The sequence below is a fragment of the Amycolatopsis sp. NPDC026612 genome (assembly GCF_040638285.1).
Classification (GTDB): Bacteria; Actinomycetota; Actinomycetes; order Mycobacteriales; family Pseudonocardiaceae; genus Amycolatopsis.
This window is the reverse complement of the sequence record NZ_JBEZYB010000022.1, coordinates 24,885-43,951: the sequence shown is the minus strand read 5'-3', so window position 1 is coordinate 43,951 and position 19,067 is coordinate 24,885. Positions and strand designations below refer to the sequence as shown.

The 19,067-nt window shown below is 71.6% G+C and carries 17 protein-coding genes; 15 read left to right on the top strand and 2 right to left on the bottom strand.

Annotated features, from left to right (window positions below; genetic code table 11):
* Positions 1-95: 95 nt before the first annotated feature.
* The 8 genes from AB0F15_RS21480 to AB0F15_RS21445 all read left to right on the top strand — a co-directional run bounded on the left by AB0F15_RS21480 (position 96) and on the right by AB0F15_RS21445 (position 12,113).
* Positions 96-1,781, top strand: coding sequence for a hypothetical protein (locus AB0F15_RS21480; protein ID WP_360272845.1), 1,686 nt, complete (start codon positions 96-98; stop codon positions 1,779-1,781).
* Positions 1,778-2,725, top strand: coding sequence for an ABC transporter permease subunit (locus AB0F15_RS21475; protein WP_360272842.1), 948 nt, complete (start codon positions 1,778-1,780; stop codon positions 2,723-2,725). Before AB0F15_RS21480 ends, AB0F15_RS21475 begins: the two co-directional genes overlap by 4 nt.
* Complete coding sequence (locus AB0F15_RS21470; protein ID WP_360272839.1) at positions 2,722-3,696, top strand: carbohydrate ABC transporter permease; 975 nt, start codon at positions 2,722-2,724, stop codon at positions 3,694-3,696. Before AB0F15_RS21475 ends, AB0F15_RS21470 begins: the two co-directional genes overlap by 4 nt.
* 66 nt (positions 3,697-3,762) lie before the next feature.
* Positions 3,763-4,782, top strand: a complete 1,020-nt coding sequence (locus AB0F15_RS21465; protein ID WP_360272836.1) for a LacI family DNA-binding transcriptional regulator — start codon at positions 3,763-3,765, stop codon at positions 4,780-4,782.
* On the top strand, positions 4,779-6,761 hold the full coding sequence (locus AB0F15_RS21460; protein ID WP_360272833.1) for a beta-galactosidase: 1,983 nt from the start codon (positions 4,779-4,781) through the stop codon (positions 6,759-6,761). The genes AB0F15_RS21465 and AB0F15_RS21460 overlap by 4 nt, the downstream gene beginning before the upstream one ends.
* A 25-nt stretch (positions 6,762-6,786) precedes the next feature.
* Positions 6,787-8,298, top strand: a complete 1,512-nt coding sequence (locus tag AB0F15_RS21455; protein WP_360272830.1) for a glycoside hydrolase family 43 protein — start codon at positions 6,787-6,789, stop codon at positions 8,296-8,298.
* Positions 8,299-8,301: 3 nt separating this feature from the next.
* Positions 8,302-10,008 carry a cellulase family glycosylhydrolase gene (locus AB0F15_RS21450; protein ID WP_360272827.1) on the top strand — a complete coding sequence of 569 codons (1,707 nt, stop codon included), beginning with the start codon at positions 8,302-8,304 and terminating at the stop codon, positions 10,006-10,008.
* Positions 10,008-12,113, top strand: a complete 2,106-nt coding sequence (locus tag AB0F15_RS21445; RefSeq protein WP_360272824.1) for a beta-galactosidase — start codon at positions 10,008-10,010, stop codon at positions 12,111-12,113. Before AB0F15_RS21450 ends, AB0F15_RS21445 begins: the two co-directional genes overlap by 1 nt.
* Before the next feature lie 48 nt (positions 12,114-12,161).
* Here AB0F15_RS21445 and AB0F15_RS21440 read toward each other — a convergent pair whose 3' ends face one another.
* Positions 12,162-12,398 (bottom strand): hypothetical protein, encoded by a 237-nt coding sequence (locus AB0F15_RS21440; protein WP_360272821.1) that lies wholly within the window; start codon positions 12,396-12,398, stop codon positions 12,162-12,164.
* Between the two features lie 81 nt (positions 12,399-12,479).
* Between AB0F15_RS21440 and AB0F15_RS21435 the strand changes: the two genes are divergently transcribed.
* From AB0F15_RS21435 to AB0F15_RS21425, 3 genes are all read left to right on the top strand, one after another.
* On the top strand, positions 12,480-13,067 hold the full coding sequence (locus AB0F15_RS21435; protein WP_360272818.1) for a GNAT family N-acetyltransferase: 588 nt from the start codon (positions 12,480-12,482) through the stop codon (positions 13,065-13,067).
* A 151-nt stretch (positions 13,068-13,218) separates the two neighbouring features.
* A complete protein-coding gene (locus tag AB0F15_RS21430) occupies positions 13,219-13,773 on the top strand; it encodes a sigma-70 family RNA polymerase sigma factor (protein WP_360272816.1) in 555 nt (184 codons plus the stop codon).
* A 28-nt stretch (positions 13,774-13,801) separates the two neighbouring features.
* Entirely contained in the window at positions 13,802-14,815 is a 1,014-nt protein-coding gene (locus AB0F15_RS21425) for a hypothetical protein (protein ID WP_360272814.1), read from the top strand.
* 96 nt (positions 14,816-14,911) lie between these two features.
* On the opposite strand, the gene AB0F15_RS21420 is transcribed toward AB0F15_RS21425, so the two are convergent.
* Positions 14,912-15,037: a hypothetical protein gene (locus AB0F15_RS21420; RefSeq protein ID WP_360272811.1), complete on the bottom strand. Its 126-nt coding sequence runs from the start codon at positions 15,035-15,037 to the stop codon at positions 14,912-14,914.
* Between the two features lie 208 nt (positions 15,038-15,245).
* Between AB0F15_RS21420 and AB0F15_RS21415 the strand changes: the two genes are divergently transcribed.
* The 4 genes from AB0F15_RS21415 to AB0F15_RS21400 all read left to right on the top strand — a co-directional run bounded on the left by AB0F15_RS21415 (position 15,246) and on the right by AB0F15_RS21400 (position 19,064).
* Positions 15,246-16,184 carry an ATP-binding cassette domain-containing protein gene (locus AB0F15_RS21415; RefSeq protein WP_360272808.1) on the top strand — a complete coding sequence of 313 codons (939 nt, stop codon included), beginning with the start codon at positions 15,246-15,248 and terminating at the stop codon, positions 16,182-16,184.
* Complete coding sequence (locus AB0F15_RS21410) at positions 16,181-17,014, top strand: ABC transporter permease (RefSeq protein ID WP_360272805.1); 834 nt, start codon at positions 16,181-16,183, stop codon at positions 17,012-17,014. Before AB0F15_RS21415 ends, AB0F15_RS21410 begins: the two co-directional genes overlap by 4 nt.
* Before the next feature lie 71 nt (positions 17,015-17,085).
* The gene (locus AB0F15_RS21405; RefSeq protein WP_360272802.1) at positions 17,086-18,390 is read left to right on the top strand and encodes a histidine kinase; all 1,305 of its coding nucleotides are present in this window, start codon (positions 17,086-17,088) and stop codon (positions 18,388-18,390) included.
* A complete protein-coding gene (locus AB0F15_RS21400) occupies positions 18,387-19,064 on the top strand; it encodes a response regulator transcription factor (RefSeq protein WP_360272799.1) in 678 nt (225 codons plus the stop codon). The genes AB0F15_RS21405 and AB0F15_RS21400 overlap by 4 nt, the downstream gene beginning before the upstream one ends.
* Positions 19,065-19,067: the final 3 nt, after the last annotated feature.

Below are 19,067 nucleotides of genomic sequence, written 5' to 3'. Positions count from 1 at the left end.
GCGGATCGGCTCTTGCCGAACGGGAAGACCTGTGATTACGCTCACGGCCAGCGTTCAAGCGCTTCGACACTTCGACGAGGAAGGTCGCCACACCCATGGCCATCGAGTGGAACCGCAGAAGGTTCATCAGTGCCGCCGCCACCGTCGTCGGAGCGGCCGCCATGGCGCCGGCGCTTTCCGCGTGCTCGGGCAGCCCGGCCCCGCAGACCGGAGCGAACACCGAGCCGGGTCTCCGCGCGGCCCTGCCGGCCTACCTGCCGAACACCGCGATCAGACCGGAGATCCCCAGCGTCGCGGGCGGTCCCGACGTGCTGACCGACGCCGGTTTCCTCACCTACCCGGCCAATCCGGTCGCCACCGTCGCCGGTGTGCCCGGGCGCGGCGGGAGCTACACCGCGGTCACGCCGCTGTGGGGCACCGTGCCGTCGGCGGGCAACTCCTTCTACCAGGCCATGAACAAGGCGCTGGGCGTCGACCTCGCCATGAAGCCGGCGGACGGGAACAACTACAACACGATCATCCCCACCATGACCGCCGCGAAGCGGCTCCCGGACTGGATCCAGCTCCCGGCCTGGTGGAACCCCAACTTCAACCTCGGCGGGCTGGCCGGGACGCAGCTGGCGGACCTGACGCCCTACCTCGCGGGCGACAAGATCAAGAAGTACCCCAACCTCGCGGCCATCCCGACCGCCGCCTGGCGGACCGGCATCTGGGGCGACAAGCTCTACGGGATCCCGGGCTTCGCCACCGGCCTGCCCCTGGCCGGCATCGTCTACTACCGGCGCGACATCCTCGACGCGAAGGGCATCACCGCCGACCAGGTGCGCTCCGCCGACGACTACCTGAACCTGGGCAAGGAACTGACCGACGCCAAGCGGGGCGTGTGGGCCTTCGACGACGTGTGGACCTACCTCTCCCCGGCCTGGGGCGTGCCTTTCCGGTGGAAGGTCGACAACGGCAAGCTGGTCCACAAGTACGAGATGCCGGAGTTCCTGGAAGCCCTCGACTGGCACTACCGGCTCGCGACCGCCGGGTACGTGCACCCGGACGCGCTGGCGGGCGACAACGCCAACGCCAGTCCCCGGTTCTACGCCGGGAAGACGCTGATCCAGGGTGGCGGGGCCGGGAACGGCGCGTGGAACGTCGCCGACCACGAGTCCGGCACCGCCGCGACCCCTGGCTACCGGCGCGGTGCGTTCAACATCATCGCCGCCGACGGCAAGAGCAATCCGCAGCTCTTCCTGACCAACTCGACGTCCGAGCTGAGCTACCTCAACAGCAACCTGAAGCCCGAGCAGATCGAGGAGCTGCTGGCGGTCGCGAACTACCTGGCGGCGCCGTACGGCTCGGCCGAGTACACGATGGTCAACTTCGGCGTCGAAGGCGTCCACCACACGAGGGTGAACGGGGTGCCGACGCCCACCGACGACGGCAAGAAGAACGTCCAGGCGCAGACGTACCCGTTCCTGGCCTCACCGCCGCAGGTGATCAGCAACCCGGGCGCGGACGTCGTCACCAAGGACAACGCCGCCTGGCAGGCCGCCAACGCGAAGGCCGTCTACAAGCCGGTCTTCTGGAACATGAACGTCGCCCTGTCGCAGGCGCTGGCCACGGCCGAGGCCGCGCAGGCCGTCGAGGACACCATCAAGGACTGCTACCACGGCAAGAAGAAGGTTTCCGACGTGCAGGCGGCCATCGCCGGCTGGAAGTCGGGCGGCGGTGACCGGCTGAAGCAGTGGATGACCGACAACGTGCTGCAGAAGTACGGCACGGGTCAGTGAGCACGGCGGTACCGCGGCGCGCGGCAGCGCCGTCGCGGCGGAACTGGCGGTTCCGGCTGCGGCGCGACCGGTCGCTGCTGCTGATGACGCTGCCCGCGGTCGTCCTGCTGATCGTGTTCAACTACGTGCCGCTGTCCGGGCTGGTCACCGCGTTCCAGGAATACGACCCGCTGGTCGGGGTCCGGTACAGCGAATGGGTCGGCCTGGACCAGTTCAGCCGGCTCTTCACCGACCCGCTGTTCTGGGGATCGCTGAAGAACACGCTCTACCTGAGCTTCGTGCAGCTGATCCTGTTCTTCCCGATCCCGATCGCGCTGGCCCTGCTGCTCAACACGGTGCTCAGCGAGCGGCTGCGCAACTTCATCCAGTCCGTCGTCTACCTGCCGCACTTCTTCTCGTGGGTGCTCGCCGTCACGATCTTCCAGCAGATGCTCGGCGGCGCGGGCGCGCTCAACCAGTTCCTGCGCGGCCACGACCTCGGCACCTGGGACGTCATGACCGACCCGGGCACCTTCGCGCTGCTGGTCACCTCCCAGGCCATCTGGAAGGAGGCAGGCTGGGGGATCATCGTCTTCCTGGCCGCGCTCGCCGCCATCAACACCGAGCAGTACGAAGCGGCGGCCGTGGACGGGGCGGGGCGGTTCCGCCGGATGTGGCACATCACGCTGCCCGGCCTGCGCGGTGTCATCATGCTGATGCTGGTGCTGCGCCTCGGCAACGCGCTCACGGTCGGCTTCGAACAGTTCCTCATCCAGCGGGACGCGGTCGGCCACGACGCGGCCGACGTGCTCGACACCTTTTCGTTCTACTACGGCATCGCCACCGGCAACTACAGCTACGGCGCGGCGGCCGGCCTGTTCAAGAGCGTCATCTCACTGCTGCTCATCTGGGGTGCGAACCGGCTCGCGCACGCCTTCGGTGAAGACGGGTTGTACCGGAAATGACCGACGTGCTCACGATCCAGCGCAAGAACGGAACCACCCGGGTGCCCAAGGCGCCCGCCCGGAGCCGGAAGCGGTCCGCGCGCCCGGCCTGGGAGGAGCCGCCGACGACCGTCGGCCAGGCCGCGAAGGGGCTCACCTTCGCCGGCGTACTGGCGGTCGTCGTCGTCCCGCTGTGGATCGTCGTGGTGACCAGCCTGTCCACCCAGGGCGCGATCAACCGCGCCGGCGGGCTGGTGATCTGGCCCGACGGGCTCACCTTCGAGGCCTACAGCCAGATGCTGGCCGACACGACCGTGCGCTCCGCGTTGCTCGTGAGCTTCGGCATCACGGCGGTCGGCACGGTCGTGTCCATGGCCGTTTCGGTGCTGTGCGCCTACGGTCTGTCCCGGGCCCGCTCGTTCGGCCACCGGTTCCTGCTGACCCTGTTGGTCGTCACGATGTTCGTCAGCGGCGGCCTGATCCCGACCTTCCTGGTCGTCACCGGCCTCGGCGGCTACGGCCAGTGGTGGGCGCTGATCCTCCCGAGCGCGGTCTCGGTCTTCAACATCCTCGTGCTGCGCTCCTTCTACTCCGGCACGTCCGCCGACCTGATCGAGGCGGCGCGCCTCGACGGGGCGGGGGACTGGCGGATCCTGTGGTCCATCGTCCTGCCCACCTCGCGCGCCGTGACCGCGGTGATCGCGCTCTTCTACGGCGTCGGCTACTGGAACTCGTTCTTCAACGTCATGCTCTACATGCCGACGGACAGCGAGAAGTGGCCGCTGCAGTACGTGCTGCTCACCTACGTCAGCCGGGGAAACGGGATGCCGGGCTCGCTCAACGCGGGCTTCGGCACGATCCAGGCGCAGACCGCGCCCTTGGCGCTGCAGATGGCCGTGGTGGTCCTGACCCTGGTGCCGTTGCTGCTCGTCTACCCGTTCATGCAGAAACACTTCCGCACCGGCGTGCTGACCGGGGCGATCAAGGGCTAGGTTCCGGATTCTCCCCGGAACGACACCAGAAAGGCAGGTACACCCCCCATGGTGACCCTCGCCGACGTGGCCAGACGCGCGGGCGTTTCGGCCAGCACGGTCAGCTACGTGCTGAGCGGCAAGCGCACGATCTCCGAAGCGACCCGGCGCCGGGTCGAGCGGGCCGTGTCCGAGCTCGGCTACCACCCCAACGCGGGTGCCCGGGCACTGGCCGGACGCCGCTCGCACATCATCGCCCTCGTCGTGCCGCTGCGCGCCGACGTCTACGTGCCGATCATGATGGAGATCGCCATCTCGGTCACCGTGTCGGCCCGGCAGCACGGCTACGACGTGCTCCTGATCACCAACGACGAGGGCCCGGAGGGAGTGCGCCGGGTCGCCGCGAGCGGGCTGGCGGACGGCGTGATCCTGATGGACGTGGAGCTGGAGGACGAGCGCATTCCCGCGCTGCGGGCCAACAGCACCCCGGCCGCACTCATCGGCCTGCCCGACGACCCGCGCGGCCTGTCCTGCGTCGACCACGACTTCGCGGCGGCGGGTGCGCTCTGCACCGACCACCTGGCCGACCTGGGGCATCGGGAGATCGCCTTCATCGGCTACGGGTCCGGCGTCTACGACCGGCACGCCGGGTACGCCGAACGCACGGTCAAGGGCTTCCGCGAGCGTGCCGAACAGCGCGGCCTGCGGTACGTGCACCGGCCCTGCGAAGGCACCTACGAGAGCACCGCCGGGGTGCTCTCCCGCATTCTCTCCGACCGGCCGGGGACCACGGGTTTCGTGGTGCAGAACGAAGGGGCGATCGGTCCGCTGCTCGGCCTCCTGCGCGCCAGCGGGCGGACCGTACCCGAGGACGCCTCGGTGATCGCCCTCTGCCCGGAACAGCTCGTCGAGCAGTACGCGCCCCGGCTGACGGCCGTGACCGGTCCGGCCCAGGAACTCGGCCGCGTCGCCGTCGACCAGGTCCTGGGCAACATCGCCGCGGCGGCGAACGGGCAGGAACCGGACGAGCGGCTGGTCCTGCTCAGCCCGGTCCTGACGGTGAGCGAGAGCACGGGACCCCCGCCACGACAGGTCGTCCACCGGTGACGCGCCGGCTGGTCAGCAGGCTCGGCGGGCTCGCCTTCGGCGGGGACTACAACCCCGAGCAGTGGGACGAGCCCGTGTGGCGGGAAGACGACGAGCTGATGCGGCGGGCCGGGGTCAACCTGGCGACGGTCGGCGTCTTCTCCTGGGCCCTGCTGGAGCCGGAAGAAGGCCGCTACGACTTCGCCTGGCTCGACGCCCACCTCGACCGCCTCCACGCCAACGGGATCGCCGTCGACCTGGCCACGCCGACCGCGTCGCCGCCCCCGTGGTTCACGCTGGCCCACCCGGACGCCCTGCCGGTCACCGCCGACGGCACCACGCTGGTCCACGGCAGCCGGGACACCTACTGCCTCGCGGCGCCCGCCTACCGCAGCGCGGCGAGCCGGATCGCCGCCGCGCTGGCCGAGCGCTACGGCGACCACCCGGCGGTGGCGCTGTGGCACGTGCACAACGAGTACGCCACGCTCTGCTGGTGCGAGCACACCGCCGCGGCGTTCCGGCGGTGGCTGCGGGCCCGCCACAGCTCGCTCGACGCGCTCAACGCGGCGTGGGGTACGGCTTTCTGGAGCCAGCACTACACCGGCTGGGAGCAGGTGCTCCCGCCTCGCGCGACCCAGTGGCACAAGAATCCGGGCCAGGCACTGGACTTCCGCCGGTTCTGGTCCGACGAGGTCGTCGCCGCCTACCGCGAGCAGCGCGACGTGATCCGCGACCGCAGCGACCGGCCGGTGACGACCAACCTGATGGTGCCCGGGTACCAGAACCTGGACCTGTGGGCGCTCGGCCGCGAGGTCGACTTCGTCGCCATCGACCACTACCCGGACGCTTCGGGCGTCGACGCCGCGGCGGACACCGCCTTCGGTGCCGACCGCGCCCGGTCGTTCGCCCGCGGCCGGCCGTGGCTGCTGATGGAACAGGGCACCAACACCGTCTACGCCGGCGATCGGACGCTGGGCAAGGAACCGGGGGAGATCCTGCGGCACAGCCTCGGCCACATCGCGCGCGGTTCGGAGGGCGCGCTGTTCTTCCAGTGGCGGCAGTCCCGCGCGGGCGCCGAGCAGTGGCACTCGGCGATGGTCCCGCACGCCGGGCCGGACAGCCGCATCTTCCGCGAGGTGACGGCGCTCGGTGCGGCCGTCGCCGGCCTCGGCGAGCTGGCCGGGTCGACGGTCCAGGCGCGCGTGGCCGTGCTGCACGACGCGGACGCGTGGTGGGCGTCGGACGGTGACGGCCTGCCCTCGGCCGACCTCGACTACCACGCGACCCTGCGCCGCGCGCACCGGACGTTGTGGGACGCCGGCGTCACCGCCGACTTCGCGCACCCGGAAGACGACCTGAGCCGCTACCCGCTCGTCATCGCCCCGGCCTTGTTCCTGATCTCCGACGCCGGCGCCGCCGGTCTCCGGCGCTACGTCGCCGACGGCGGCACGCTGCTCGTCCAGCAGTTCGGCGGGGTCGTCGACGAACGCGTCCACGCGCGCCTCGGCGGCTACCCCGCCGCCCCGCTGCGCGAGGCACTGGGGATCCGGGTCGAGGAGCACCGGCCGCTGCGGCGGGCCGAGCGGATCGCCCTCTCCGACGGCTCGCACGGCACCGTCTGGAGCGAGTCCGTGCGCGCGGAAGGAGCCGAAACGCTGGCGGCGTACCGCGACGGCATGCTCGCGGGCGCCCCGGCTCTCACCCGCCACCGCTTCGGGGCGGGTCAGGGCTGGTACCTGTCCACCACCCTCGACGACCCGGGTTACGCCGCCCTGATCGGCCGGCTGGTCACCGAGACCGGCGTCGACCGGGAACGGCCGGAGCTGCCGACCGGCGTCGAAGCCGTCACCCGCCACGCCGAGGACGGACGGCGGTGGCAGTTCCTGCTCAACCACCGGACCGACGCGGTGCCGCTGCCGGAACCCGCCCACGACCTGCTCACCGGCACGACGGTGGGCGAGCTGGCCGCCGGCGGCTGCGCCGTGCTGCGGCTGTCCTGACGTACCCGGAACGGAAAGCGAGCGCATGGCCGTGCCCCCGAAGACCGTCGCCAACCCGGTCCTGCCCGGGTTCCACCCCGATCCCAGCGTCTGCCGGGTCGGCGAGGACTACTACCTCGTGTGCTCCAGCTTCGAGTACTTCCCCGGCGTGCCTCTCTTCCACAGTCGTGACCTGGTGCACTGGGCGCAGCTCGGCAACGTCCTGGACCGGCCGAGCCAGCTGCGCCTCCCCGTCGAAACGCCGTCGTCCGCGGGGATCTACGCCCCGACGCTGCGCCACCACGACGGCCGGTTCTGGCTGATCGTCACGAACGTCAGCGACGGCGGGCACCTGCTGGTCACCGCCACCGATCCGGCGGGCCCGTGGTCGGAGCCGGTCCGGTTGCCGGCGGTGCCCGGCATCGACCCGGACCTCGCCTGGGACGAAGAGGGCGCCTGCTGGTGCACGTACGCGGGAGTCGGGCAGGTCCGGATCGACCCACGCACGGGGGAAGCGCTCGGTCCGCAGCGCCGGCTCTGGTCCGGCACACCCGGCGGCAAAGCCCCGGAAGCACCGCACCTGTACCGGATCGGCGAGTACTGGTACCTGCTGATCGCCGAAGGGGGCACGGAGCGCGGCCACGCCGTCTCGATCGCCCGCGGTCCCGCGCCCACCGGCCCGTTCGAGCCGTGCCCCGCCAACCCGATCCTCACGCACCGCGGAACCGACCACCCGATCCAGAACACCGGCCACGCGGACCTGGTGCAGGCCCCCGACGGTTCCTGGTGGCTGGTGCTGCTCGGCGTCCGCCCGGGCGGCGGCACTCCCGGCTGGCACGTGCTCGGCCGGGAGACCTTCCTGGCGCCGGTGGAGTGGGTCGACGGCTGGCCGGTCCCAGGCCCGCTGGAACTCGACCTGCCCGCGCCGCCGTGGCCGCTCCGGCCCGGCCCCGCCGTGCCGGAGCGGGACGACTTCGACGTCGGCGAGCTGCGGCCGCACTGGGTGTCCGTGCGCAGCAGGCCCGAGGAGCACTGCACCACGCAGGAGCGGCCCGGGTGGCTGACCCTGCGAGCGCGGGGCGGCGGCATGGACGATCCCGGTGTCGTGTTCGCCGGACGGCGCCAGCAGCACTTCTCGTGCCGGGTGCGCACGCTGATCGACCCGGCGGACGGACGCGGTGGCCTGGCGGTCCGGCTCGACGAGGAGCACCACTACGAGATCGAGGCGGGGTCCGGAGCGGTCACGGTGCTCGCTCGCATCGGCCCGCTGCGCACGGTGGTCGCCACTCTGCCGGTGCCGGCCGGGCCCGTGGTGCTCGGCGTCGACGTGACCCCGCAGGTCCCCGGCGAGCCGCGCTCCGGACCCGACTCCGTCGCGTTCGGCGTCGAGGAGCCGGACGGCGCTTTCACCGTGCTCGGCACCCTGGACGGCCGGTACCTGTCGACCGAGGTGGCCGGCGGCTTCACCGGCCGCGTCATCGGCGTGTACGCCGCCGCCGGCACCGTCCACTTCGACTGGTTCGACTACGAGCCGGGCGACCACGACCGAAAGGCTTGAGACATGGCGGAAACACGACGGCGCGGGGTCCGGCTGCTGACCAGCGTGCTGACGGCCTTGACCCTGCTGGGCGGGCTCACCACCGGCACGGCGTCCGCGGAGACGTCCCACGCGCCCCCGACCGCGATGGCCGCCGTGGCGGCGATGCAGCCCAGCTGGAACCTGGGCAACACCCTGGACGCGATCCCGGACGAGACGTCGTGGGGCAACCCTCCGGTCACCAAGGCCCTGTTCGACACGATCCGTGCGCAGGGCTTCCGCAGCGTCCGGATTCCCGTGACGTGGGGCGGTCACCAGTCGGCGACCGCGCCGTACACGATCGACCCGGCCTTCCTGGCGCGGGTCGAGCAGGTGGTCCGCTGGGCCGAGTCCGACGGTCTCTCCGTCGTGCTCAACGTCCACCACGACTCGTGGCAGTGGATCGCCGCCATCACCACCGATCACGACAACGTCCTCGCGCGCTTCACTGCCACCTGGAGCCAGATCGCCGCCGCGTTCCGGGACGAACCCGCGAAGCTGCTCTTCGAGAGCGTCAACGAACCGGCGTTCACCAACGCCACCGACGCGCAGAAACTCCGGTTGCTCAACGAGCTGAACACGACGTTCCACACCATCGTGCGCGGTTCGGGCGGCCGGAACGCGACCCGCCTGCTCGTCCTGTCGACCCCGAGCGGCACCCCGGGCCGGCCGCAAATGGACGACCTGGCCACCACGATCAGCTCGCTGCACGACCCGAACCTGGTCGCCACCGTGCACTACTACAGCTTCTGGCCGTTCAGCGTGAACATCGCCGGCTACACCCGGTTCGACGCCACCGTCCAGAAGGACATGACCGACACCTTCGCGGCGATGCACGCCGCGCTCGTGGCCAAGGGCATCCCGGTCTACCTCGGCGAGTACGGCCTGCTCGGCTACCCCGACCACTTCCATCCCGATGTCGTCGAGCGGGGCGAGGCGCTGAAGTACTTCGAGGCGCTCGGCCACCAGGCGCGGATCAACGGTGTCACCACCGCCCTGTGGGACCCGTTCTCGTTCCTGAACCGCGACACGCTGCAGTGGCGGGATCCCGGCCTGGTCGCCCAGATCAAGTCGAGCTGGACCACCCGCTCCGGCACCGCGTCGACGGACCAGGTCTTCGTGCGCAAGTCCGGCCCGGTCACCGCCCAGACGCTCACCCTCGACCCGAACGGCTCGGCGTTCCTGGGACTGTGGCAGGGCGCCACCCCGCTGTGCCGGGGCCGGGACTACACCGTCTCCGGTGACCAGCTCACCCTGACGGCGGCCGCGCTCACCCGGCTGACGGGCGACCGGGCCTACGGTGTCAACGCCACCCTCCAGGCCCGGTTCTCCCGCGGAATCCCGTGGCCGGTCAGCGTGATCACCTACGACCCGCCGGTACTGGCGGACGCCACCGGCACGACCGGCTCGTTCGCCGTTCCGGTCCGGTTCCAGGGCGACGCGCTGGCGACGATGGAGGCCGAGTACGACGACGGCAGCAACGCCGGGCCCGCGAACTGGACCTCCTACCAGCAGTTCAACGACGCGTTCTCGCCCGACTACCCCGGCGGGGCGATCACGCTGACGCCCGCGTTCTTCGGTGCGGTCACCGGCGGCGCCCGGGTGACGCTGACCTTCCACTTCTGGAGCGGCGCCACCGTGCGGTACTCCGTCACCAAGTCGGGAACCGCCGTGACCGGCACCGTTTCCTGATGGCCGCCCTGCCCGCGCGCGTCCTGTTCGGCGCCGCCTACTACGCCGAGTACCAGCCGCACGAGCGGCTCGAAGCCGATCTGGACCTGATGGCCCAGGCCCGGTTCACGGTGATCCGGGTGGGCGAGTCGGTGTGGTCCACCTGGGAGCCGGAGAACGGGCGGTTCGACCTGGAGTGGCTCCAGCCGGTGCTCGACGGCGCCCACGAACGCGGGATCGCGGTGCTGCTCGGCACGCCGACGTACGCCGTGCCGCCCTGGCTGTCTCGGCAGTACCCGGAGATCGCCGCCGACCACGCGACCGGGCAGCGCGTCGGGTGGGGTGCCCGGCAGGAGGCCGACTTCACCCATCCCGCCTTCCGCTTCCACGCGGAGCGGGTGGTGCGGAAGATCCTCGGCCGCTACGCCGGGCACCCGGCGGTGATCGGCTTCCAAGTGGACAACGAGCCCGGCCTGCGCCTGCCGCACAACCACGGCCTCTTCCAGCGGTTCGTCGACCACCTGCGCGCCCGGTACGGCGACGTCGAGACCCTGAACCGCGAATGGGGCCTGGTGTACTGGTCGCACCGGCTGTCCACCTGGGCCGACCTGTGGACCCCGGACGGCAACGGGCAGCCGCAGTACGACCTCGCGTGGCGGGCGTTCCAGGCGCGCCAGACCACCGAGTTCGTCGCCTGGCAGGCCGATCTCGCCCGGGAGTACGCCCGGCCCGGCCAGTTCGTCACGACCTGCCTCTCCTACGGTCACGTCGCGCTGGAGGACGACGAGCTCACCGACAACCTGGACGTCACCGCGGGCAACCCGTACTACGACCTGCAGGACGGTCTCGTCCTGCCCGACCCGACCCCCGACGACCACGAGCAGCAGTGGAAGACCACCGGCGTCTGGGCACTCCTCCAGAGCGCGGACCGGATCTTCTCCTCCCGCCAGGAACCGTTCCTCGTCACCGAGACGAACGCGCAGGCGATCAGCTCCCCGTGGGACAACCGGCCCGGTTACGACGGCCAGTGGCGTCAGGCCGCCTGGGCGCTGGTCGCCCGCGGCGCCCGGATGATCGAGTACTGGCACTGGCACACCCTGCACTTCGGGACCGAGACGTACTGGGGTGGCGTCCTGCCGCACAGCGGGCGTCCCGGCCGCGTGTACGCCGAGCTGGCCCGGCTCGGCGCCGAGTTCGCCGCGGCCGGGCCGGTGGCCGCCGGGATCGAACCGGACGCCGACATCGCGATGGTCTACTCCGTGCCGAGCAAGTGGCTGATGCAGAAGTACCCGCCACTGTCCACAGCGGACGGTGGCCCGGACCCCGCGGCCTACCACCGCATCTTCGATCCGTTCTACCGCGGCGCCTTCGACGCCGGGCGTCAGGTCCGGATCTTCCACGCCCGCCAGTTGCGCGACGGGATTTCCCCCGAGGCCGCGGCGCGACGGCACCCGGTGCTGATCGCCGCAGGCCTCTACATCGCCGATGACGCGATGCTCGACTGGCTCGCCGCCTACGCGCACAGTGGCGGTCACCTCGTTCTCGGTCCGCGCACCGGCTACGCCGACCACGAAGCCCGGGCCCGGCCCGAGCAGGCTCCGCCGCGGCTCGTGGCCGCCGCGGGAGTCCGGTACGACGAGTTCAGCAACCTGGCCACGGGTTTGCCGCTGCGCGCGGTGCCCGGCAGCCCGCTCCGGCTGCCGCCGGGGGCCACCGCGACCCGCTGGGTGGACGGGCTCACCGTCGTCGACGCCGAGGTGCTCGCGGAGTACGACCACCCGCACTTCGGCCGCTGGCCCGCTGTCACCACCCGCGGCCACGGCGCGGGCCGGGTCACCTGCGTCGGCACGGTGCCCGGCCGCGACCTGGCCCGGGCGCTGGCGGCGTGGCTGGCCCCCGAACCGGTCAGCGGCTGGTCCGGCCTGCCGCCACCGGTCACGGTGACGACGGGGACGGCGCCGGACGGGCGCCGGGTGCATGTCGTCCACAACTGGAGCGGGCTGGCCGCCGAGGTGGAGACGCCGGCGACGCTGGCCGACGTCCTGGACGGGAGTACCGCGCCCGGCGGTGCGACGGTCCGGCTGGGTGCTCGGGACGTGCGGGTGTTCGTCGCGGGGCGCCCGTGAACTGCCTGCCGGTCGGCGGTTCCTCCGTCGTGGGGACAACGCCGCGAGCTAGCGTAAGGCGGTGAGGAGCTTGCCCAGCGCGCCGGCGGCCGTGGCGGAGGTGTAGGGGCCGAGGGCCACGAGGGACGCGACGAGGGCGGCGATCTCGCCGGGGCTGAAGCTCACCGGTGGCACGACGGCCGGCATCGTGAGCCGGTAGCCGCCGCCGGCGCCGGCCTTGACGTCGACCTCGACCGGGACGCCCGCCGTGCGCAGGCGGGTGACGTCGCGTTCGACGGTCCGCACGGCCGGAGCCGACGAGCCGATCCATCCGCGGTCCCCTTACCCGACGTGGCTTTGCCGGGAATCGGATTCTACGGTGATTCCATGGTCATCGTTCGCCCCGCGTCCCACTTCGACGACGTCGCTTCGATCCTGAACCCGAGCGGGAACGAGCGTGCCTGCTGGTGCCTCGCTTACCGCGTCACGGCGGCCGAGTACAGCGCGCTGCGTGGTGAAGCACGAGCCGAGCGGGTCCGTGGCCTGTGCGCGGACGAGTCCGCGCCGGGCGTGCTCGCCTATGACGGGGCCACGCCGGTCGGCTGGTGTGGAGTGTCGCCGCGCTCGAGCATGGAACGGTTGAAACGCTCCCGGACGATGCCGCCGCTCGACGATCTGGCGGTGTGGAGCGTGGTCTGTTTCGTGGTGCGTTCGTCGCACCGGGGCCAGGGCGTGTCCGCGGCGCTGCTGGCCGGGGCGGTCGACTACGCGCGTTCGTGCGGCGCCCCGGCGGTGGAGGGCTACCCGGTCGATCCGGAGGGCGCGCGCATCAGTTCGAGCGCGGCGCACGTCGGCATGACGTCCCTGTTCGAAGCGGCGGGATTCGAGCGGGTCCGGCCGACCGAGGCGCGGGCCGATCGCCGGGTTCGCTGGCTGATGCGGCGGGATCTCCGCCGACCGGACGCCGGGGTCTGACTCTCCGCGCTACGAACGCAAAGCCGGGCACTTCCTCGCCCTCGCGCACGTCTGACCAGCGATGTTCGTCATGCGGTGACACAACCTGAACGCTTTGGGTGCGCGTTGGCAAAGACGGGGTGTCAGGGCGAAGCGAAACCCGAGGAGCTTCATGTCGTCAGACGCGGAACTGATCGGTAGGTCGCTGCGCGGAGACACCGATGCCTTCGTCGAAGTGATCAGCCGGCACGAGACCGCGCTCGGGAACTACCTGGCGCGCAGAGTGGGGCGGCAGGCCGCCGAGGACGTGCTCGGCGATGTGTGGGTGGCGGCTTACGAGTCCCGTGCGAACTACGACCGTTCCTATCCCGAAGCCAGGCCTTGGTTGTACGGCGTCGCGCTGAACAGGCTGCGCCGGCACTGGCGGTCCGAACCGGCCGAGGAGCCGGCGTCGGACCTGACCGGCGTGGCGAGTGACTGGGATCCGTGGCCGGCGGTGGATGCCCGCGTGGACACGCAGGCACTGCTGAGCAGGGCACTGGCTCGGCTCAAACCGGAAGAGCGGGAAGTGCTGGGCCTGGTCGCCTGGGAGGACCTGACCGTCGCCGAAGCCGGGCGGGTGCTCGACATCCCGGCCGGCACGGCCCGCCGCCTGTTGCACCAGGCGCGCAAGGCATTGCGTGAAGCCCCCGAAGTGGTCGCGCTGCTGCAAGTCCCGACAACCTGAAAGACAACCCATGGACGAAATGGATCTCATGAAGAATCTGCGCGACGTGCCGTCCCCCGGCCCCGAGGCCTATGACCGCGCCCGCACGGCACTGCACACGGCGATGGCGGAACCCGCGGCCACGGTCGTGCGACCGAAGCGCTGGTTTTCCTGGCCCAAGGTCAGCGTCGCCGCCGTGGGCGCGGCGGCCGTCGCGGCGGCGGTGGTGGTGGTGAGTACGTCCGGCGGCAGCGTCCCGGCCGGCCCGTCCGACGCGGCCCCGCAGGCGCCCGAGGCACCACTGGTGAAACTGGCCTCCGCGGTCAAGGCGGCCGGCACGCAGCCCGGAGACGCGTCGCTGATCATCAACACGAAGTTCGGGCTGAACAACAAGCCGGACCTCTACTACACCATCTACACCGACAAGGGTGAGCAGTTCACGGGCGACTCGACGAAGTCCCTGGTGGCCGCAGTCGCCAAGGGCGACGCCCAGCCTGCCACGCCGTACGACGGGAAGGTCATGGCGGCGGCCCGGCTCGCCGCGAACGGCGACGTCGAAAAGGCCAGGATCGCGATGATCACCGCGTCCGGCAATCCCCTGGGAATCGGCCTGAGCCCCGCCGAGGCGGACAAGGCCTGGGCGGCCGCCCAAGCGGAGGCCGCGGAGATGTTCCGCAAGATCGGCAAGCCGTTCCCGGGCCCCAAACCGCGTCCGACGGGCAAGGACCTGGAGAACCTCGTCAACAACCACCTGTTGAGCAACATCGAACACGCGCTGTTCGCCAACGCCGCCGACGCGGAGGTCCGCGCGGGCGTGCTGAAGCTGTACGCGACCATCCCGGACATGATCGTCGGCAAGACCAAGGTCGACGGCCATGCCGCGCTGACCCTCACTGCGCCCCCCGCCATCCTGGACGGCAGTACGGACGTCCTCATCATCAACGCCGACAACGGCCTGCCGATCCGTGAGGAGATCACGTCGGCGGAAGCGGCCAAGCGCTGGGTGGTGAACTACAGGTCCTCCCGCGTGACCCTCGCCGACGTGGCCGCGGGCAAGATCTGATCCTCGTACCGGACTGTCTTGGGAGGGTCGAGATCATCTCGGCCCTCCCAGGCAGTTCTGTCTGTGCGTCGCCGCCTGTCGACGAGGCGGTCTTGGTCATGTCCGCGTCTGGACGGTGCCGTAACCGGCCGGCGCGAGGATCGGCGTACCGGCGATCGGGTACGGCGGCCTCCTCATCGAGCGCGCGACCTCCGGCAGCACACTCGCCGAGGTCGCGGACACCGACTTCCTCCGCGCCCTGCGCAACTACGCAGGCCGGCAACGCCGGTTCGGCGCCTGACACCGCGCGGCCGGCGGGGAGCTGTCGTACCGCGGTACCACTCGCCGCGGCGAATTGCCTCCCGCGGTACCACGTCGCGACCCGGGTCCCTTCCTACCGTTGAGGCAGAACGGGCCGGGGCGACCGGTCCGCGGATCCAGGGGATGAACGATGATCGAGGCACACCAGCTGACCAAGCGGTACGGGGAGAAGACGGCGGTCGACCACCTGGACTTCACCGTCCGGCCGGGCACCGTCACCGGGTTCCTGGGGCCCAACGGGGCGGGCAAGTCCACCACGATGCGGATGATCGTCGGACTGGACGCGCCGACCAGCGGCTCGGTCAAGGTCAACGGCCGCCGCTACGCCGAGCACACCTCTCCGTTGCAGGAAGTCGGGGTCCTGCTCGAGGCGAAGTCCGTCCACAGCGGCCGGTCGGCGTTCGACCACCTGCTCGCGCAGGCGCAGACCCACGGCATCCCGCGACGGCGGGTCGACGAGGTGATCGAGCTGACCGGGCTGCAGTCGGTGGCGAAGAAGCGCGCGGGGAGCTTCTCCCTCGGCATGGGCCAGCGGCTGGGGATCGCCGCGGCCCTGCTCGGCGACCCGGCCACGATCATGCTCGACGAGCCGGTCAACGGCCTGGACCCCGAGGGCGTCCTCTGGATCCGCAACTTGCTCAGCGGGCTCGCCGCCGACGGCCGCACCGTGTTCGTCTCGTCGCACCTGATGAGTGAGATGGCGCTGGTCGCCGAGCACCTCATCGTCGTCGGCCGGGGCCGCCTGCTCGCCGACACCACCGTGCACGACCTCGTCCGGGACGCCGGCGGCGACACCGTCCAGGTGGCCACCGCGGACCCCGCGCGCCTGCGCGAGGTCCTGGCCGGTCCCGGCGTCGAGATCGCGGGCCGCACGGGTTCCGAGGAGCTGCAGGTGAAGGGCCTCTCGGCACGCGCCATCGGCACCAAGGCCGCCGAACACGGCATCGCCCTGTTCGAGCTGTCCGCCCGGACCGTCTCCCTCGAAGAAGCCTTCATGGACCTGACCCGCGACGCCGTGGAATACCACGGCGTCACCACCGGCATCGACGCGCTCGGGAGGGCGGCATGACCACCTTGACCCCGGAAGCGCCCGCCCGCACCGTCCGCCCGGTCTACCGGGTGACCGGGCGCCACGTCCTGCGCTCGGAGTGGACCAAGCTCTGGTCCCTGCGCTCCACCTGGATCACCCTGGTCCTCGGCCTGGTGTTCCTGGTCGCCTTCGGGCTGATCTCCGCCGCCCGGTACAAGTCGAACATCGGCTCCGGCCAGCCGCTCGACCCCGACTTCGCCAACGCGACCGCCCTGAGCCTGTCGCTGTTCGGCACGAACTTCGCGCAGCTGGCGCTGGGTGTGCTCGGCGTGCTCGTGACCGCCGGCGAGTACTCCACCGGCATGATCCGCTCGACCTTGACCGGGGTCCCGCGCCGGCTGCCGGTGCTGTGGTCCAAGTCGGCCGTGTTCGGCGTCGTCGCGCTGCTCGTCGGCACGGCCGGCGCGTTCCTCGCCTTCGTCTTCGGCAACGCCATCGTGGCCGGGACGCCCGCGGCGATGTCGCTGTCGGACCCGGGCGTGCTGCGCAGCCTGCTGGGCACCGGGCTCTACCTGGGCCTGGTCGGCGTGATCGGGGTCGCGCTCGGTGCGCTCCTGCGCTCGGTCGCCGGGGGCATCTCGGTCCTCGTCGGCGCGCTGATGCTGATCCCGGGCCTGATCTCCCTGCTGCCGGCGTCGTGGCAGAGCGACATCAGCCCGTACTTGCCCAGCAACGCGGGACAGGCGATGTTCGCCCTGACCCACGACGCCACCACGCTGGCGCCGGCCGCCGGGATGCTGGTCTTCGCCGGCTGGACGGTCCTCCTGCTGGGTGGCGCCGCCTACCGGCTCGCACGGTCCGACGCCTGACGACGCCCACCGCCGGCGCGGCCCCTGGTGCCGCGCCGGCGGTTTTCCGCAACGATGAGCAGGTGACGCCCGTGCCCGACGACCCAGCCGCGGTCCCGTCGTGGACCGGACCCCCGCTGGTCGTGCGCCTCACGTCGTACGGCCAGCGGCTGCGGCAGTCCGACCGGCGCCACCCGTGGGTCCTGGACCTGGCGGTGATCGCCGCGCTGTTCCTGTTGTTCTGCGTGCCGGACCTGGTCCCGCACGACGACGGGCGCGGTCCCGACGAGCTGCGGCTCGCGTTCACCCACCTGCCGGCGGCCGGCACCCTCGCGCTGCAGGCCGGCTTGCTGCTGCCGCTGTTCTGGCGGCGCCGGGCCCCCTCGGTCGCGCTGGCCCTGACCGCGGCGGCGTTCGTCGTCCAGTGGTCGCTCGGGGTCTTCCTGCGCGCCGACGTCGCCCTGCTCGTCGCGCTCTACAGCGTCACCCTGCACGCCCGGCCGCGGCACCTGCCGTGGGCGGGTGCCGGGGTGGTCACGCTCCTGCTCCCTGTGGCGGCCCGGGTCTCCCGGGCGGTGTCCGCGGTGTCGTTCTGGGAGGCGCTGTTCTTCCTGCTCACCGCCGTCACCGCGGCCGTCGCGCTCGGGCTGGCCGTCCGGATCCGCCGGGCCCAGCTGGCGAGCCTGCGCGATCGCGCGCGGCAGCTGGAGATCGAGCGGGACCAGCGCAGCAGGCTGGCCGCCGTCACCGAACGCACCCGGATGGCCCGCGAGATGCACGACATCATCGGCCACAACCTGTCGGTCATCATCACGCTGGCCGACGGCGGTGCCTACGCGGCCGAGGTCACCCCCGAACGCAGCAAGCAAGCGCTCGAGCTGGTCGGCGACGCCGGCCGGCAGGCGCTGGGGGAGCTGCGGCGCATGCTGGGTGTCCTGCGGGACAAGTCGGACGCGCCGGACCTGAACCCGCAACCGGGCATCGGAGACCTCGACGCGTTGTGCACGAGGATCCGCGCCGCCGGACCGGAAATCCTCCTCCGGTCCGCCGGTGAGCTGGACACCCTCGATCGCGGGGTGCAGCTGATGACCTACCGGATCGTCCAGGAGGCGCTCACCAACACGCTCAAGCACGCCGGCCCGCGCACCCGGGTCGACGTCCTGATCGCCGTCGAGGGTCCGGCGCTGCGCATCCGTGTCCAGGACACCGGACCGCCCGGCGCCGCCACGCCGTGCGAGCCACCCGTCGAGGAAGGGCACGGAATCGCCGGGATGCGGGAACGCGCGGCCCTGTACGGCGGCACGGTCACCGTCGGCCCCACCGCCGGCGGTGGCTGGGTCGTGCAGGCGGTCCTGGATCTCACCCCGATCTCCGTTCCGCCCGGCGGTGCGCTGTGACGACCGTGCTCATCGTCGACGACCAGCCCCTGCAACGGTTCGGCTTCCGGATGCTGCTCGACGCGACGCCGGACACCGAAGTCGTCGGCGAAGCCGCGCACGGGGCCGAAGCGGTGCGGCGGACCGCGGAACTGCGGCCTGACGTCGTCCTCATGGACATCCGCATGCCCGGCATGGACGGCATCGAAGCCACCCGGCAGATCCTCGCCACCGGCGGCCGGTCCCGCGTCCTCGTCCTGACCACGTTCGACCTGGACGAGTACGCCTACGCCGCGTTGCGCGCCGGAGCGAGCGGGTTCCTCCTGAAGGACGCCCATCCCGAAGAACTGCTCGCGGGCATCAGGGCGGTCGCGGGCGGTGACGCCGTCATCGCCCCGGCGCTGACCCGGCGGCTCCTCGACACCTACGCCCAGCGGCTCCCGGACGGCAGCGCCGATCCGTCGTCCCGGACCGATCCTCGCTGGCTGACCCTGACCGAACGCGAGCAGGAAATCCTGGTCGCCATCGGCAGCGGGTGGACCAACGGCGAGATCGCCGAACGTCTGGTGCTGTCGGAATCCACGGTCAAGACCCACGTCGGCCGGGTGCTGGCGAAGGTGGGCGCCCGGGACCGCGTCCAGGCGGTGATCTTCGCCTACGACCTCGGCCTGACCCGGCCGAACCCGCCGAGCTGACCT